15 protein-coding genes and 3 pseudogenes are annotated in these 16479 nt (G+C 60.0%); 9 read left to right on the top strand and 9 right to left on the bottom strand.

Annotation, left to right across the window (positions count from 1 at the left end; translation table 11 throughout):
* Nucleotides 1-163: 163 nt before the first annotated feature.
* Together E3T50_RS03630 and yidC are read right to left on the bottom strand one after the other, a co-directional pair.
* The gene (locus E3T50_RS03630; RefSeq protein WP_241990743.1) at nt 164-1978 is read right to left on the bottom strand and encodes an APC family permease; all 1815 of its coding nucleotides are present in this window, start codon (nt 1976-1978) and stop codon (nt 164-166) included.
* 411 nt (nt 1979-2389) lie between these two features.
* On the bottom strand, nt 2390-3220 hold the full coding sequence (yidC, locus tag E3T50_RS03625; protein WP_134550625.1) for a membrane protein insertase YidC: 831 nt from the start codon (nt 3218-3220) through the stop codon (nt 2390-2392).
* A gap of 305 nt (nt 3221-3525) precedes the next feature.
* Here yidC and E3T50_RS03620 point away from each other — a divergent pair, with 305 nt between their 5' ends.
* From E3T50_RS03620 to E3T50_RS03610, 3 genes are all read left to right on the top strand, one after another.
* Complete coding sequence (locus tag E3T50_RS03620) at nt 3526-3795, top strand: helix-turn-helix domain-containing protein (protein WP_134550624.1); 270 nt, start codon at nt 3526-3528, stop codon at nt 3793-3795.
* Nucleotides 3788-4129 (top strand): HipA N-terminal domain-containing protein, encoded by a 342-nt coding sequence (locus E3T50_RS03615; RefSeq protein WP_134550623.1) that lies wholly within the window; start codon nt 3788-3790, stop codon nt 4127-4129. Before E3T50_RS03620 ends, E3T50_RS03615 begins: the two co-directional genes overlap by 8 nt.
* 305 nt (nt 4130-4434) lie before the next feature.
* On the top strand, nt 4435-5178 hold the full coding sequence (locus tag E3T50_RS03610) for a hypothetical protein (RefSeq protein WP_134550622.1): 744 nt from the start codon (nt 4435-4437) through the stop codon (nt 5176-5178).
* Here the strand turns inward: E3T50_RS03610 and lepB are convergent.
* Nucleotides 5099-5653, bottom strand: a pseudogene (gene lepB, locus E3T50_RS03605) (signal peptidase I). The gene E3T50_RS03610 and the pseudogene lepB sit on opposite strands and share 80 nt — an antisense overlap.
* Before the next feature lie 261 nt (nt 5654-5914).
* On the opposite strand from lepB, the pseudogene E3T50_RS03600 reads away from it, so the two are divergent.
* Nucleotides 5915-6235, top strand: a pseudogene (locus E3T50_RS03600) (IS30 family transposase); the annotation flags it as partial.
* 121 nt (nt 6236-6356) lie between these two features.
* Here E3T50_RS03600 and istB read toward each other — a convergent pair.
* The 3 genes and pseudogenes from istB to E3T50_RS03590 all read right to left on the bottom strand — a co-directional run bounded on the left by istB (nt 6357) and on the right by E3T50_RS03590 (nt 8348).
* Nucleotides 6357-7120 (bottom strand): annotated as a pseudogene (istB, locus tag E3T50_RS03595) (IS21-like element helper ATPase IstB).
* Nucleotides 7117-7479: a Mu transposase domain-containing protein gene (locus E3T50_RS16535; RefSeq protein ID WP_420898707.1), complete on the bottom strand. Its 363-nt coding sequence runs from the start codon at nt 7477-7479 to the stop codon at nt 7117-7119. Before E3T50_RS16535 ends, istB begins: the two are co-directional and overlap by 4 nt.
* Nucleotides 7479-8348, bottom strand: coding sequence for a helix-turn-helix domain-containing protein (locus E3T50_RS03590; protein WP_241990741.1), 870 nt, complete (start codon nt 8346-8348; stop codon nt 7479-7481). The genes E3T50_RS16535 and E3T50_RS03590 overlap by 1 nt, the downstream gene beginning before the upstream one ends.
* Before the next feature lie 122 nt (nt 8349-8470).
* Between E3T50_RS03590 and E3T50_RS03585 the strand changes: the two genes are divergently transcribed.
* A complete protein-coding gene (locus tag E3T50_RS03585) occupies nt 8471-9094 on the top strand; it encodes a maleylpyruvate isomerase family mycothiol-dependent enzyme (RefSeq protein ID WP_134550620.1) in 624 nt (207 codons plus the stop codon).
* 209 nt (nt 9095-9303) lie between these two features.
* Here E3T50_RS03585 and E3T50_RS03580 read toward each other — a convergent pair whose 3' ends face one another.
* The 3 genes from E3T50_RS03580 to E3T50_RS03570 all read right to left on the bottom strand — a co-directional run bounded on the left by E3T50_RS03580 (nt 9304) and on the right by E3T50_RS03570 (nt 11918).
* Entirely contained in the window at nt 9304-9510 is a 207-nt protein-coding gene (locus E3T50_RS03580) for a hypothetical protein (RefSeq protein ID WP_134550619.1), read from the bottom strand.
* A gap of 104 nt (nt 9511-9614) precedes the next feature.
* On the bottom strand, nt 9615-10457 hold the full coding sequence (locus E3T50_RS03575) for a nitrilase family protein (RefSeq protein WP_134550618.1): 843 nt from the start codon (nt 10455-10457) through the stop codon (nt 9615-9617).
* 12 nt (nt 10458-10469) lie between these two features.
* The gene (locus tag E3T50_RS03570) at nt 10470-11918 is read right to left on the bottom strand and encodes a purine-cytosine permease family protein (RefSeq protein WP_134550617.1); all 1449 of its coding nucleotides are present in this window, start codon (nt 11916-11918) and stop codon (nt 10470-10472) included.
* Nucleotides 11919-12218: 300 nt separating this feature from the next.
* Between E3T50_RS03570 and E3T50_RS03565 the strand changes: the two genes are divergently transcribed.
* The 4 genes from E3T50_RS03565 (at nt 12219) to E3T50_RS03550 (ending at nt 16426) form a co-directional block, all read left to right on the top strand.
* On the top strand, nt 12219-12803 hold the full coding sequence (locus tag E3T50_RS03565; protein ID WP_134550616.1) for a helix-turn-helix domain-containing protein: 585 nt from the start codon (nt 12219-12221) through the stop codon (nt 12801-12803).
* Between the two features lie 588 nt (nt 12804-13391).
* Nucleotides 13392-14282, top strand: a complete 891-nt coding sequence (locus E3T50_RS03560; protein ID WP_241990740.1) for a permease — start codon at nt 13392-13394, stop codon at nt 14280-14282.
* A 28-nt stretch (nt 14283-14310) separates the two neighbouring features.
* Nucleotides 14311-15024 carry a TIGR03943 family putative permease subunit gene (locus E3T50_RS03555; protein ID WP_420898706.1) on the top strand — a complete coding sequence of 238 codons (714 nt, stop codon included), beginning with the start codon at nt 14311-14313 and terminating at the stop codon, nt 15022-15024.
* Complete coding sequence (locus E3T50_RS03550; protein WP_134550613.1) at nt 15014-16426, top strand: Ig-like domain-containing domain; 1413 nt, start codon at nt 15014-15016, stop codon at nt 16424-16426. The genes E3T50_RS03555 and E3T50_RS03550 overlap by 11 nt, the downstream gene beginning before the upstream one ends.
* Nucleotides 16427-16479: the final 53 nt, after the last annotated feature.

Genomic DNA, 16479 nt, shown 5'->3' with positions numbered 1-16479 from the left:
GGGCGACCGCGACAACATCACGGCGAAACTCCGGTGGGTAGGGCTTGGGCATGATGACATCTTTCCAGTGAAGACGAATCTCCACAGGTCAGGAGTCAACCAAACCGGGGGCAGTCCCGCAGGTGGCGCGTTGGCGTTTGGTGTTGGGTTTGCATTGGCTTGGTCAGCTGACGTGCACATGGGGGCGGCGTTTTGCCTTGGGTTCCGATTTGCGCAGGACCTCGCGGGTTACCGGGGCGATCTCGCCATGGCCGGTGATGAGGAATTTGAACATGTTGGAAATGGGGTTGTCCTGGGTCCATTCGAAGTAGATCTCCGGGATGGTCCCGGTCTGGTCGCGGATCTCCAGCAGTACAGCTGCGATCGTGTTGGGCACGTTACCGCTGGTCACTTGGAGGACCCGGTACCCGTGTTTCACCACGCCGCGTACGAGGAGGTCTTCTTCGAAGTCTGACGAGTCGGAGGGCAACACCTCCAGGAAGATGATGGGTGAGTTGCCCGGGATGTTGCCGAATCGGTGTTCATCGCGGCTCTTGTTGCGGTACTCGACTTCGGTGTCTTCGTCAGGTTCATGGGAGATGAGACGGATGACGTCGTAGTCCTCGGCGTCACTGGTCACGAAATCGAGAGCAGACGGATCTAGAACGATGGACGTTGCTCGGAGCTCGAAGGACCGACGTACGCGCGAGATGAGGGAGGTCACCATGATGCCGAGGATGAAGAGCGCTGCGATACGTACCCCGTCAGGGCGTTCGACGACGTTCGCGACGGTCGTGTATGCCATGATTGCCGCGATGGCACCGAAACCGATGGTCGGCCAGCGTTGCCTTTTACTCCGGGCCGAAAGGGTGACGGCGACCGAGGCGGACGTCATCAGCACGAGAACGCCCGTTGCGTACGCGCCACCCTGAGCGTCGACGCTGGCCTGAAAGGCAATCGTGATCACGAAACCGATCCCGACGAACACCAGCACGAGGGGACGTGTGGCACGGGCCCATTGCGGGGCCATTCCATACCGCGGAAGATATCGAGGCACGAGGTTGAGCAGGCCGGCCATGGCCGACGCCCCCGCGAACCAGAGGATACAGATGGTGCTGACGTCGTATACGGATCCAAAAAGTGGCCCGAGGAATTCGTGGGCGAGGTACGCCAGAGCGCGACCATTGGCCGGCCCGCCGGGCTGAAAGTCAGCCTGCGGGATCAGAAGTGTGGTGACGATGCTGGACGTGATCAGGAAAGCGCTCATGATGAGTGCCGCCGTGGTGAGGAGCCGCTTCGTGCCGCGGATGCGGCCCGCCGGATCATCGTCAGTGTCGGTCGCGCTGCCTTTGATCTGCGGCATCACAGCCACCCCGGTCTCGAATCCGGACAGGCCCAGGGCCAGTTTGGGAAACACTAGCAGCGCGATTCCCACCATGACGAGCGGATTTCCATGCTGCACGGTCAGCGCCGCCCACCAATCCGTAATCAGGACATTATTCGTGGCCACATGCGCGATTGCGACCAGGATAACGACCGCGTTGAGCAGCAGATACACCACGACGAGGACGACGGCGATGCCGATGGCGTCCTTGAAACCGCGGAGGAAGACAATCCCCAACAGCGCGATCACGAGCAATGTGACGGGTACCTCCTGGCCGTGCAGCCAGGGCGGTGTAAACGGATTCTCAATTGCGTGGGCCGTGGCGTCGGCCGCCGACAGGGTGATGGTGATCATGAAGTCCGTCGCAGCGAATCCGAGCAGAACCAATACGAAAATCTTGCCGGACCACCACGGCAGCAGTTTCTCCAGCATATGGATGGAGCCAGATCCGCGGAAGCTTTCGGCAGCCACCCGCCGATACACCGGCAACGCGCCGAACAGGGTGAGGGCGACCAGCACGATGGTGGCGATGGGCGAGAGTAGTCCCGCCGCCAGAGCCGCGATCGCCGGCTGATAACCCAACGTGGAGAAATAGTCGACACCGGTCAGGCACATGACACGCCACCATGAATGAGTCTTGTCAGCCGTGGCCGCGTGCGGGCCCACCCGAACGCCCTGCCGGTCTCCACTGTCTTGTAGGAGCCAGGCTTTGAGACTCCCGGCCGAAGCCCGCGGTATATTCACGACCACACCTTACGCCCTCGCAAATCACAGTAAGTTCCGACCGCAGGTCACCAGCGATCGCCGCATTTAATCACGTCACGCTGGGTGGATGCTTCGATTGTTGTCAATCGATTTTTGGGGCTGGATTCGGTTGTCGGTGTCTGTCGTCGAGCCATGCCTGAAGCCGGTTTTCGGGTCCGTGTCAGCGCGTTGTCCTTCCTCTAGCTGGCGTAGGCGCTGGTAGGGGACGTCGAGCGAGCTTGGCTCGTTCCTCAGTCACCTGGCAGCGCGGCTGAAAGGCGACTACGTAGGCGGTCCTGCGCCAGCCGGTGGCATGCTCCGTATGACGATGACGTGCTGGACCAAGGACCAGAGGTTAGAGGTGAGGAAGTAGAACAAGACACCGAGGGGGAAGGCCACTCCGGACAAGACAAAGATGACGGGCAGCAGATACGTCAAGATCCGCTGCTGGCGAAACAGTGGAGACGCCCTATTCTCCGGCGACAGGTTCTTCGAGGTAATCTGCCGTTGTGTGATGAGTTGTGACGCCGTCATGAGCGCGACCATCGTCGCGGCGATCCACAAGACGGATGGCTCGAATGGCCGGACAGCCGTCATCAATGACCATTGTGAGGCGAAGGAGTCGTGCAGAGCGGCGGTGCCGAAGAGCTGTGCCCTGCCGAACTGCACGGCGAGGGTCTGATTGAGCAGGCCGATGCCGACCTTTCCCTGCTGGGCGTCGTTGAGGACTGAGAATAGTGCGAGGAAAACGGGTGCTTGAAGCATGAGCGGGAGACAGGAAGTCAGCGGGTTCGTTCCGGCAGCGACATAGAGGGCCATGGTCTCGCGAGACATGGCCTCGCGGGAGAGTTGGTCATTCTTACCCTTGTACCGGTCTTGGATCGCTTTCAACTCCGGCGCAATCTGCAGCATCTTGCGCTGGCCCCTAATCTGACGCGCGACGAGAGGAATGAGAGCGGCGCGCACCACAAGTACGAGGCCGATGATCGACAGTACCCAAGTGATGCCGGCGGCCGGTTCGAGACCTAAATATGAGAGTAACCAGTGCCAACCGACCAGTAGCAGCTCCACGATCCATTTCACGGGCCAGAGGATCATGCTGATGACGTCCATCCCGGAATCCAGTCCCTTCAATCACTGCTGCCACCCAATGTACGGGGACGCACAAAGACTGGGCGATGATCGGCACACCGAAAAGCTCTCCATCGCAGTCGTGTGCCCCAGCCAATGCGGATTGGGCGTCATTCTGTTCAGCGTCGATCAGGACTCTCGTTGAGCGCCATGGCGAGAGCCCGGCCAGGGATCGGGTTAGACCACCTCGGCCGAAATGTTGACGGGCACATGACCATCGCCCGCTTTGACGGCGATAGCACCATCAATTTGACTGAAGGCAATAAGACCGTCGCTAGGAGAACGTCATGGCAGCACGAGGAGAAGTGAAGGGCCGCGAGGGTCGTGGCCGAATACTGCAGCAGGGCCGCCTCGTGCGCGGTCTGACGCAGCACCTTCTCGCCGAGAGACTGGAGACAGACCAGAAGTACATTTGGGGTTTGGAATCGGGCAAGAACACCTTCGTGCTCGAGCGCATCTTCGCGATCATCCGGGAGACCGGTATCCGAATGTACATGGAGGTCGATGACGGCGCCGACGAGCCCCGCGACGACAGTTTGGACGAGCCCCGTGGGTGACTTGCGCGTGAAACTCTCCGGTGAGCTGGTCGGGCATCTGGTCGGCCCGGACCGTCGCACTTTTGATTTCGTCACGGCAAGGCATGCCACCGAGACTTTTAGGCTCGGCAACATGACCCTCTCCGCATCGGTGCCGTTCGACCCCATCAGTACCCGCAGCCGGTCAGCGCGTCGACGCAATTTCTTCGCCGAACTCTTGCCCGAGGGCACCGCGCTCGACAATCTCGCCGCCGAGTCCAGGGTCTCCGCTGACGTCACCATTGCGCTGTTGGCCCAATTCGGCCGAGACGTCGCCGGGGGAGCCGCGCACGCCAGCCCGGGACAGCTGGATTAGCCTTGGAATGTACCTCCTCGCTGTCGGATAACTCCACACGCCAGCCGAGGACGTGATCCGCTGGCGTGAGCGTCGTTTGTTTGGTCGGTGCAGCTAACGCATCGGGATGTCATTGCATGGAACATCGCAAGCATGATCTGCTCGTAAACGCCCCGACGTCACTGGGTGCTGCTGCACCATTTCCGCGGGCAATTGCGGTCGCCGTAGTCGTAGTCGTAGCCGTAACGACGTTGGGTATCAGGTCAGCGATGACGTTCATCTGGTGTTACTCGTCTCGACAGGTAGGGTCTCGGTAAGCTGACCCCATGGCAGCCATTGCAGGTCCTGATGTTCGCACGACGCCTGACCATTTCGCTTCCCGAGCCCCCGCCTTCGGCTGGTTACTCCTCGCTGCCGGGCTTTTTCTCGTCTCGGCACTGCTACAGATCGTCGCGTCGCTGGAGCGATGGGTGTCCTTCGCCGGTGCGCGCACCGACGGCACCATCGAAGATCACCTCTTCGACTACTACTACCCCGCAGACCCGTGGGAAAATCTCGGTACCACCGCGCAAGTCTTCGGCGTCGGACTCCTTCTCCTTGCACTCGGAATTTTGGCGCTGGCTCGTGGCGCCGGGCCTCACGGCGACCGTGCCACCCGCATGCTCGCTAGCATTACTGCCGCGTCCTTCGCCCTTACCGGAGCTCATGCACTCGTCTCCGGTGTGATTGGAATGCCGACCCCGCTGCAGTACCTGCCCGTGCAGCTGCTGCTGAGCGCGGTTGGTTTCGTCGGCCTGATCGTCCTAGGGGTGCGCTTTGTGCGCAAGTCGTGGCCGGCATCCGTCGCGTGCGTGATGCTGCTCGGGTCTACCCTGCCGGGACTTATGCTCGTCAACTTCACGATCGCGCCCGAGATCGTCGGCTACCAATCCCATGACATGACCCCTTTCACCGAAACGATCGTCGCTTCCTCGACGGCGGCGGCTGCAGTCATGCTGCTCGTCGCCGCAGTGGTCTCTCATCGGATACGGCGCGCGCCGCACACGGCCGATGCCACGCGCGCAGTCTAGATTCTGACGGCGGACCAATCGCATCGTTGATGCTGAGCTGCCCGGCCGTCGTGCAGCAGACCACGGTGTCCCCGGGAATGCCGATGACTCTTTTGATGAGGCGGTTGTTACTGTCGCCTGTACTCAGTCCCATGGCGGTCAGCGCGGCATCCACTGCGGTCAGAAGATTCAGCGGGGCGGGTTGCTGCGGTGGTAACTAGTTTGCCGGGTCGGTGAAGACGACGACGTCACCGTGTTCAATCGGTATCAGATTGGGAACGAGCTCATTTACGATGTTTCGATCATTGACTTGGAGCGTGCTCTCCATCGAAGAAGAGGGGATGTAGAACGAACGAACGACAAACGTCTTAAGAAGGGCTGAGATCAGGATCGCCACTACAACGATGACAACGAAATCTCGCACGAACTTGAATGCAGGCGATCCCACGCGACCCGGCGGCCGCGCAGAATGTGTGGCGTTGTCGGGTGGAATCATTCCCTGATCCTAGGGCAGCCATTGACGCTGATATCGACCGCGAAATCCGCACGGACCCTCGAACACATCGCGGTTAGTTTTTTCCCCCGTCACCGTAAGGGGAAGGCGGATTCAACTGGTCGTCGCATCACTCGATTTTTTGTGAGGCGTTGTACGTATGGTCGAAGTATGAACTGGTGGAGAAACAGGCGCGGTTCTGGGTGTTGATCACTCAAGGCTCGACACGGACTGCAGCGATGGGCTGTCGGCCGCCATCAAGACCTCCCCGAGCACTTGGCCATGACTCTGGCGCGGGATCAGGTAACCGAGCTGGCCCAGCACCGGCAGATCACGATGGCTATCTACTTCTGTGATCCACATACGCCGTGGCAACGGGGCACCAACGAGAACACCAACGGGCCGCTACGCCAAGATTTCCCCACAGGCACCGACTTATCCGTTCATTCGCCCGAGCGGCTACTCGAAGTCGCTTTCGAACTCAACAATCGACCCCGCAAAACACTGGGCGGCGGCACACCCGCTCGAGCCATGCAACGACTATTGTCAGAGCCAGAAAAGCCCATCGCGGCGACGACCGGTTGAATCCGCCATTGGGTTGCGAGCACCGTCCGACTGAGGCCGACCCGGCAGGGCCGTTTTGTTAACGCCGACTGAAAACAGGGCCACTTCTGCCAACTGAAAACAGGGCCACTCTCGTGTGGGTCTAGTGTGCCGTAGTCTCGGCGGGTTGGTGTTGCTTGAGCCGGTAACTGTTGCCTTTGAGGCTGATTACGTCGGCGTGGTGAACGATGCGATCGATCATCGCGGAGGCGATCGTGAGGTCGCCGAATACATCGCCCCAGCGGGCGAAGGGCAGGTTGCTCGTCATGATGAGCGAGGCGTGTTCGTAGCGGGAAGACACGAGTTGGAAGAACAAGTTCGCGGCATCCTGGTCGAACGGGACGTAGCCGACCTCGTCAACGATTAGCAGGCTGTAACGGCGCAGCCGGATGAGTTCGGCGGCGAGTTTCCCCTCGAGTGGGCCTCTTGGAGTCGAGTCACCCAGCCCGTCGCGGTGTCGAAGAGGACCCGGTGGCCCGCTTTAGCGGCCTTGATCCCGATGCCGGCGGCGAGGTGTGTTTTCCCGGTCCCGGGGGGCCCGAGGAGGACGACATTCTTCGCTTCGGTGAGGAACACGCTCGTGCCCAGGTGCGCGATCAGGTTCCGATCGGCGGAGGGCTGATGATCAAAGTTAAAGTCCTCGAGAGTCTTGTGACCCGGGAACCGAGCGGCCTTGATCCGCAGCGCGGCCCCGGATGCCTCGCGTTCGGAGACCTCCTTGGAGAGCACTGCGGCGAGGTATTCCTCATGGGACCAACCCGCGTCGCGGGCCTGGTCGCCCAGGCGCCGGAACGCTTCACTGATCCGCGGTGCCCGCAATGCGCGGGCGTAGTACTCGATCTGCGAGGCCGCTTCCGAGCCGGTCATGACGCGACCGCCAACACGGTCGGCGCGGCGTCGATGTCAACGCTGAAGAGCTCGTCGTAGCGGACCAGTGAGGCCATTTCGACGACGCCCGTGACCGTGGGCCGGCGCGCGCGTTGGGCTTGGAACTGGGCGCGCAGCTCGGCCGCGCGGAGAACATGTGCCGGGTCGGTGACGGTCAGTTGCCGGGCCCATTTCCGGCGATGCTCGGCGATGAGTACCCCGTCGTGATGGACGCTCACGCGCTCCAGGCTCGCGGCCACGTCAACGACCCGGCCGATCATGGCGGGGTCGACGGAGTAGTCGTTGCTGAACGCGCGAACGTAGTAATCCCTTGGGAGCCGGACGCTGTTGCGGAACATCACCTCCGGCGCCATCGGCGGAAGTCCGCGCATCGCCGCCCGGTCGATGCTGACCAGGTCTCCCGGCCGCCCTCGTCGCGACCGGGAGAGACGGTTGTTCGCGATGGCAGCCAGCCGGCCAGCTGCTGATTGAAGTCGTCGGGAGATGTGAAGGCGCGCCCCGACATGAAGCGGCTCCGGAAGAAGCGATTCATCCGCTCGACCATGCCCTTGGACTCAGGATCGCGGGCCTTGAGCAGCTTGATCTGCGTGCCGAGAGTACCGGCGAACGCGGCGGCCGGCTCGGTGAGCTTCCCACGCCCGATGCCGGTCTCGTTATCCCACGTCAACCGGGCGGGAACGGCCTCGGCCTCCTGCAGCAACGACCACATCCCGCCGAGCAGATCCGGCGTCGTCCGCGAGGGCAACATGCGGGCCTGGATGAACCCGGAGAACGTTGACGTCATCACCAAAACCGGCGGTGCAGCAGCCTGGTCATGACCCAACGGCAGGTCTTCGTGCGGGAACCAGAGATCACATTGGACCTGGAACCCGGGCGGGTGCACCAGCCGATCCGCGGGATCCGGCACCGCATACTCCGGCCGCAGCTCGGCGATCTTGGCCCGGAACAGCGACGGAGACCCCGACCAACCCACCCGCTCGGCCGCGGTCGCTGCCGGCATCGTTGGCGTCACCGCGAGCAACACCCGCACCTGGCCGACAAACGCGTCGAAACTCGACCCTGTCGGCTCCCGCTGATACGTCGGCGACCGATCCACTGCCAACGCCCGATCCACCGTGCCCCGGGACACTCCGACCAGCCGGGCTATCTCCCGTTTCGAATGCTTTCCCGTCGAATGCAGGTGGCGAATCTCTGCCCAATCATCCAATTTGATCACCTTCCATGATGGTTGGTGGCCCTATTTTCAGTTGGCGTTTCTGGCCCTGTTTTCAGTTGGCGTTAACACGTTTGAATGACTACGAGGCTCTTAGAACCTACCGAGGAAGCTCTATGAATGAGATATGGGCAATAGTGCACAAGGAACGTGACGCACTGATTCAAGATCTGAAGGCATTGAACACACAGCAGTGGACAACGCCATCCTTGGGCCCCGGGTGGGATATCCATGCCGTTCTGGCTCACCGCGTCTATGACGCCAAGACCACTCGTATCGGGTTTGTCAGCAGGATGATTGCCGCTGGCTTCGACTTCGATCGAATCAACGCCGCGGGGATTGCACGGGAGCGGTCCACCGATCCAACCCAGACACTGGCAAACTTCCAGGGTGTCCGCAGCCGCACAACGAGTGCACCAGCACCCTTAGTCACTCGGTTGGTTGAGGTATTCGCGCACGGAGAGGACATCCGACGCCCTCTCGGCATCGACCATGAGTATCCGGTCGCCGAGGTGGCTATTGCACTCCGATACCAAGCGAAGACCAGCGTCAAACTCGGTGGAGGCAAGGAACGCCTTGAAGGGCTACGCATCATCGCAACAGATACGGTCTTCGACGAAGGTGTTGGCAAAGAGGTACGCGGCACCGCAATAGCGTTGCTGCTCGCAGCATCTGGTCGGCCAGTCCACACGGGAGAACTCATCGGGCCAGGCGCTCTGTCGCTGACGGGAACTAATTGACGATGAGTACCATCAACAAGTCAAATCAGATGGTCGATTTTAGAGTCGATCCTTCGTCTCGGCAGTCCCGAGTTTTTCATTTCCTTGGCTCCCTGCTTCGGCCACTAGGACTATCGCGGAATGCTCGCGCGTCTGCTGCGCAAAGAGGAACGCTGACCGGGACAAGTCGGGTTCCCGGTGCCGGATAAGTTGCTGACACGGGTGAAGGGCTAAAGTCCGGTCACGGAGTAACGGCGTTCGATGCCTGAGATAGTTTGACCCCACTCGCTGCTGGCGACACGTTCCTGATGAGTTTCAAAGGCGGCTGCGTGCTCGAACCGCTCCTCGACCTGCCACACGAGCGGATCGCTCGTCGCGGTGACATTGAACGAAGGTTTCAGGAAATACGATGCGTTGCGCACCGCGGGCGGCGGCATCGGCTACGTACTACGATGCCCGTCGCAGAGATTCCACCAGGTCGAGAACAGCCAGCGGATGCTGCACGATCGCTACCGTCGTCACGGACGAGCTATGGAGAGACCTAGAGAGGTTTTCCAATCCGGGAGTACAGCTCGGGGCGTCGGTCGGTCTGGACGTTGTTCCGCTCGCTGATCGCCTTATCGCGGGCGTCCGCCAGGTTGATTGTTGCCAGCACTATGGTCTCTGTGTCCAGCTGAATCTCGGTGAGCGGGAAACCATCCGCGTCCACGATCACGCTGCCGCCGAGCCAGGCCTGGCCGCGCTCCTGGCCTACTCGGGCTGCAGCCGCGATAAACATGCGGTTGACCGTTGCCCCAGCCTGAATTTTCACGATTTCGGTGGGCCGCTCCCCGTTGGGAGCCGGGTACAGCGGCCAGTTGACCGGAGCGCAGAGTAACTCTGCGCCGTCGAGGGCGACCATGCGAATCCACTCCGGGAACTCGAGGTCGTAACAGATCATGACGCCGATGCGGCCCACCGCCGTGTCCACCACCGGAGGCAGGTCGGAGCCGGGGGTGAACAGGTTGTCCTTCTCTCGATCCCAGAGGTGCGCCTTACGGTATCGCGTGCGCACACCAGATTCGTCGATCAGTACCGCCGAGTTGTAGACCAGGTCGCCGTCGCCTGATTCCGCGAATCCTCCCACAATGATGAGCCCGTATTGGGCTGCCAGATTCGCCCACTCCGTGATGGTCGGGCCGTTTAATGGTTCGGCTGCCGCGCGCAACTCATCGATGTCTGCAAACATATATCCGGTGTTCGCGAGCTCAGGGAGCACCACCACGCGCGCGCCGGCGCGCGCCGCGTCGGAGATTGCAGACCGGACCTTGGCGCGGTTACCGTCGGCGTCGCCCACCGCCAGCGAAAGCTGGCAGCAGGCGACCACGATTTTTGTTTCACTCATAATCAAATGCCTTTACTCGACAGGTTCTTTGAGTTCCAGTTCGCTTTCCCTGCGTGCTTCCGCTTCCGCCGTGCGGTCGATGCTGCGCGAAAAGAGCAGGTAGAGAACACCGGAAACGACCAATCCGACCACAAATGATATGTCTGCGCCCCCGAGCGTCTGGGCGACTGGCCCGACGTAAAAGGTGGTGGAGAAGAACGGAATCATTGCGGCGAAACCGATCAGGTAGGCGGTGACTCCGCGCCATGCCCAGCGCCCGTATATGCCCTTCGACTTAAAGATCTCGGTGATCGCGTATTCGCCGTGTCGCACGAGATAGAAGTCCACCAGGTTGACCGCAGTCCACGGCACCAGGAAGTACAGCATCATGATCACGAAGTCGCTAAAGCTGCCCAAATAGTCGTCCGGGATCAGCAAGGCGATCGCCAGCGTTGCCAGCCCGACGATGACCAAGCCGATAATGCGCAGTTTCACGGTAGGGCGAACCTGCCGGAAGCCGTCAACGGCGCTCGCCCCGGTGAGCATCGCACCGTAAGCGTTGACCCCCATGATCGACAGCAGCGCAACCGTCGAGACCAGCACGGCAAAGGTGCCGAAACCCGGGAACAGCAGATCACCGATCTGCTTGATCGCGCCAATCGCATCCGCGTTGGGAATATTGCTGGCGAGCAGTGCGCCAAGCGACATCAGCCAGATTGCCGACCCGGCAGCCCCCACGTACACCCAGGAGATCAGCTTGGGCGCCGACACTTCCTCGGGCAGATAACGAGTGTAGTCCGAGACGTACACGGCATAACTAATGTTGTAGCCGGCGGCCAGGGAGAACTGTACGAGGAATGCTGTGCCGTCCCAACCCGCCGTGCTGGCGGAAGCTGCCGTATCGCCGACACCGCTGAAATGCACGATAGCGAGGACGGTGAGGATGGCAAACACGATCACCAACAGGTAGGTCAGCCACCGCTGCACGAAGTGCAACAGGTCGTGCCCGACAACGGCGATGACGATTGATACCGCGATCAGAATCGGATACCAGACGATCTTTTCACCCGGCAGGATGAGCTGAAGACCCTCCGTCGCGAGAATCGTGTCAAACACCATGAAGCCGATGTAGACGAAGACCGTCGCAGTAAAAGGAACGATCGCGCCACGGCTACCGAACTGAGCGCGGGATTGGATCATCTGTGGGAGGCCCATTCGTGGCCCTTGGTTTGCGTGGAAGGCCATGAAGAAGGTTCCGAATGTGGCGCCCAGTACAACGGCCAGGATGCTCCAACCGGTGCTCAAACCCATCACCGGCCCGATGAACCCCGTCACCATAGTGGGCAGAACAAAGTTGCCAGTGAACCAGAACGGTCCCTGGTGCCACACCTTCCCGTGCCGCTCGGAGCGGGGCACGTAGTCGATGGAGCGGTGCTCGATCACGCTATCGCGAGTCGTAACTGTTGTGGTTGCGCTAGACATCTTTGTCCTCTTAGTTGAGCGGGTCGACTTATTTGGTGGGGCTCATTGCAGAGATGATTTCGTACGCCACGTGGGACGCAGGCGATACCGGCGAACCGGGGCACCAGACTCGCGTCGACCGGCCTGACAGGTTGCTCATTCTCGACCATGGTCACTTCCTTGCTTTCGTGACGCTATAGATGTAGTACCGATATGCAACAATATGTGTCTATTAGAGAACTTTTACTGCATCCGATTCTGAAGGCATACCTGCTGCCTGTCAAGATATAAGTCCCACTGGCGTGAATCGCAAGGAGTGACATGAGACCTGTGCACCCGACTCCGTCCGAAGATCGCGTTCGCGTCGGTGCGCGTCTCCGGGCGAGCCGGCAGGCCCAGAGGCTCACCATCGAACAGCTCGCGTCTGCCACGAACCTCACCAAAGGGTTCATCAGCCGGGTGGAACGGGACGAGACCTCGCCCAGCGTCGCCACGCTGGTCACAATATGCCAGGTGCTATCTTTGCCGATCGGTTCGCTTTTTGAAGGGGCTGAGACCGAGGTGGTGAAGTTGGCGGACGCACCGCTGATCAACATGGGTGGTCGCGGTGCCGTCGAGCGCATGATCACTCCGCGCGGGCAATCGCACGTGCAGGTGCTGCGCTCTACCCTGCAGCCGGGGGCGGACGGTGGCGACGAGCTCTACACAATCAACTGCGACGTCGAGGTGGTACACGTTATAAACGGGAAAGTGGATGTGCGCTTCTCCGACAAGACTGTGAGCCTATCGGCTGGCGACACCCTGACTTTTTCAGGGCACGAGCTGCACAGCTGGCGCAACATGGGCCCCTCAATTGCCGAAGTTCTGTGGACGCTCGTGCCCGCAGCCTGGAGCGGGACGGTCTAGTGGGGTGCACTTTGAATCGGTCGAATATCCCACGCTAAGGTCTTGTGTCGTGTGGCATTCGGTATCGATCGTTCGCAAAACGCCCCGGGACAGTCACCCTTTTTGGACGAACACATCGACCCGGTGCAATCATTTGGCGGCGTCTCATGACCAATGTGCGTCAAAAAACATGCCATACAAGACACGGATACCTGCTCCAAAGCAGCGCGGCACTTAGCTCAATGCTCCCAAGTCACATTCCCGAAAGAACGTCATTTCGCTACGTGGTCTCTCGCGATCGGTTGGCACGATACTTTGTGAGAGGCTGACTCTGCACCTAATTGAGTATGGGGTCGGAATCCTGACTAACGTCGGTCGATTCAGGACAGGCGCTTCGCGGATGAAATGAGTAGAACTATCGGTAATCATCTAGAAGAGTCCGTGCTGTTGACCGATCTGGGTTCGGCGGGTCCAAGCACAGCTGTTCAACGGGGTAGTGAAAGAATCGGGGATCGACGTCGCAGGCTGAAGGGCTTGCTCCTGGGGCTCGCCGTAGTAGCTCTTCTTGCTGTACTTCGCATGTCGGCACCCCAGTCTTTGGCAGCAGGGATGTCGGACTCCGCGAAGGACTTCGTCACACTCGCGGTCAGCGTACTTATCGAGTCGCTACCGTTTGTGTTCTTGGGCATTTTTCTGTCTGTCGTCGTGCAGGTTTGGCTTCCGGAAGGCTTTCTGCTGCGCCACCTGCCCCGTCGGGGAGTATTGCGGCGGTTTGCGGTTTCGCTGATCGGCGTTCTCATACCTGTGTGCGAATGCGGAAACGTACCGCTCACACGCGGCCTGATTCTAAAGGGCCTGACGGTCGCCGAGGCGATGACATTCCTTCTTGCCGCACCAATTCTCAACCCGATCACAATCATCACGACGTATCAAGCGTTCGGCTGGGATAACGGCATCCTCGTCAGTCGTATCGCTGGCGGGTTTTTGATTGCAAACCTCATCGGCTGGATATATAGCCGTCACCCCCGGCAGGACACACTGCTCACGTCGCAGTTCCAGGCGGCCTGCGCCAGCGAGGGGGAACAGCACTCGGCTGCCGGCAAACTGCAGCGCAGTGTTCGTCTATTCACGAAAGAAACCAGCGCGATGATGCCGGCGTTGTTCATCGGTTGCGCCATTGCCGGAGTGATCCAGGTGGGGATACCCCGTGAGGTGTTGGTTACTCTGGGCACCAATCCGGTGTGGTCCGTCCTGGCGCTCATGGTACTGGCCTTCGTCGTATCGATCTGTTCTAACGTGGACGCGTTCTTCGTGCTGTCGTTTGGAGCGACGTTCCTTCCCGGCGCGATCGTGGCTTTCCTGGTCTTCGGCCCGATGATTGACATCAAAATGCTCGTTCTAATGCGAACCACGTTCACGGCGCGAACGTTAATTCAAATTACTAGCGTTGTAGCACTCTGTTCGGCCGTGCTGGGGCTGGCGGTGAATTATGTCGCTTAGCCGTCTGGTCGCTCGATGGCGAGGAGCCGTGTTGAGCTTGATCGGAATTGTCGCGACGGTGTGGCTGGGCGTCACTGGTCAATTGGGCCTCTACATCCATCCCCGGTATTTTGCTTTTTCGATCATCATGGCGGTCGTGGCCGCCGTGGTCGTTATCGTGTCATTCGCGCTGTCCCCAGATGAGGAACACGATCACGATCACGAAGCCGAAACCAGGCGCAAGCGTTTTTGGGGAGGCGCAAGCGTCGTAGTGATCGCGGCCTCCGTGGTAGCACTGTTGGTTCTGCCGCCCACAACCCTGACGACAACCACATTGGAGCAGCGCGACTTAAACGGGTCCGCAGCAGCTCTGACCGAGGAAGCTTCGGCTGAGTTGACAGGGGGGGACGCGTCGAAGTTTTCAGTGAAAGACTGGGCCTCACTGATGCGGCAAGGCGCCGGGGCCGAGTTCTACGCCGGAAAGAAAGCCCAGCTCACCGGATTCGTGACGCCCGACACGGATGATCCGCAGAACGTGTTCTACGTGGCACGGTTCGTCGTGAGCCACTGCGTGGTCGATGCCCAGCCCGTGGGAGTACCGGTGTACCGGCCGGGGTGGCAGGACGAATTTCCCCTTGACAGCTGGGTGGGCGTTTCTGGCGGCTTGGCCGCGAATCCAAGCGTCGCCAGCACCGAGGGAATAGTCATCATTCCTGAAGTCCTAGCCGCCGTCGACCAACCCCAACAGCCTTATGTCTACTGATTCCACCCGATCCGGCCGGGACTTCACGCGGATGTTGCTCACGACCGTCATCGTCCTAGCCCTGCTGGCGGGCACACTGGCACTGCTCAACACCACGCGAGGACCCAGATTAGAATCGGCGGCCATCAACCTCGGAAGTGTCATCGCTCACCCGGGGCAACGATTGCTGCTCAACACCGACCAGCCGATATCCAGCATCAACCGGGATCAGATCACGGTGACCCCCAAGGTCCCGGTATCGGTCGCCGTAGACGGCACAGTCGTAACCATCACCTTCGAAGACGCCCTCAACTACAACACCGATTACCGGGTCAACATCGACCCGGTAATCGGATTATTCCAAGGTGCTCAGTCATCCATTGAGTATGACTTCACCACCGACGATGTGGACCTTTACACTCTGCATCGAGACTCAGGATCCACCGGTGATGGCACGAAGCGACCGGACGAAATACGGCGCGACACACTACTTGGAACTGGTGCGGGGCGAGCCTTATTCACGGCGGAACGAATACAAGAATTCGCGGTGCTTCCGGGGCATCTCGCCGTGGTGACGTTGGATCAGGAAAATATTAATCACCTGACATTGTTTTCTCTCACAGAGGAGACCGAGCTTGAAATTGTGCTGCCCTCCAACACGGTTTTGAAAGATCTTCAAACATCACGCACGACAAACCTGATTGGTTTCACGCTAACGGATGTGCCAGTTGCTGGGGACGAGCATCCGGCTGACACTCTCTACACATACGACGTCAACGAGCAGACAGCAGTGCCACAAGCAGTTGTTGGGGTAGACCAGCAGCCCCTACCGGTAACGGATTACGTTTTCGTTCCCGACACCACATCGCTGGTGGCGCACGGTCTGGAAGGAGCCCTGTATCTGATCGACGTGACTGTTGAGGGTGACATAGTTCCCCTCGGGCAGCATGTCGAGATGAGGGGCCTGATCCCGGGAACAAACTCTCTGGTGGTTGCTGATCCGACCCAAGGCGCGTCAATAGATCTCAGCGACAGTACCGTGACGCCTTTGGATTTACCCGTCGATGATGAGCTCGGTGACGCCATCCCCGCAAAGCTTGAAGTCCTCAACCGGGACGGCAGATTCGTCCGCCTGTATTACGCGTGGGACACTGATGGAACATCCCGCCCACTCCTGGCTCTCTCTGACCATGGAGGCAGTTCTTTCGTCTACGTGCCAGCTTCAAAGGGCACCGAAATTAGGGATTTCTGCGTATCCCCGAACGGTCAATATGTGGCTGTGGAGACCTTCCCTCGCGACGGAGAAAGCGATCAATACCCGACTCTGCCTGGCTCTTCCGCGATGATGACCACCTTCGTAGATCTGAGCACCGGTGTCAGCAACCGCAGCATCAACGGATTCCTACCGCACTGGTGCAAATAACCCGGCTCGCTTTGCACACAAAAAGCCGAGAACGATTGAGGATCCGCACGATA

The sequence above is a fragment of the Cryobacterium gelidum genome (assembly GCF_004403985.1).
GTDB classification, from domain to species: Bacteria; Actinomycetota; Actinomycetes; order Actinomycetales; family Microbacteriaceae; genus Cryobacterium; species Cryobacterium gelidum.
The sequence above is the reverse complement of the archived record's forward strand: the minus strand, read 5'-3'. Positions and strand labels throughout refer to the sequence as shown.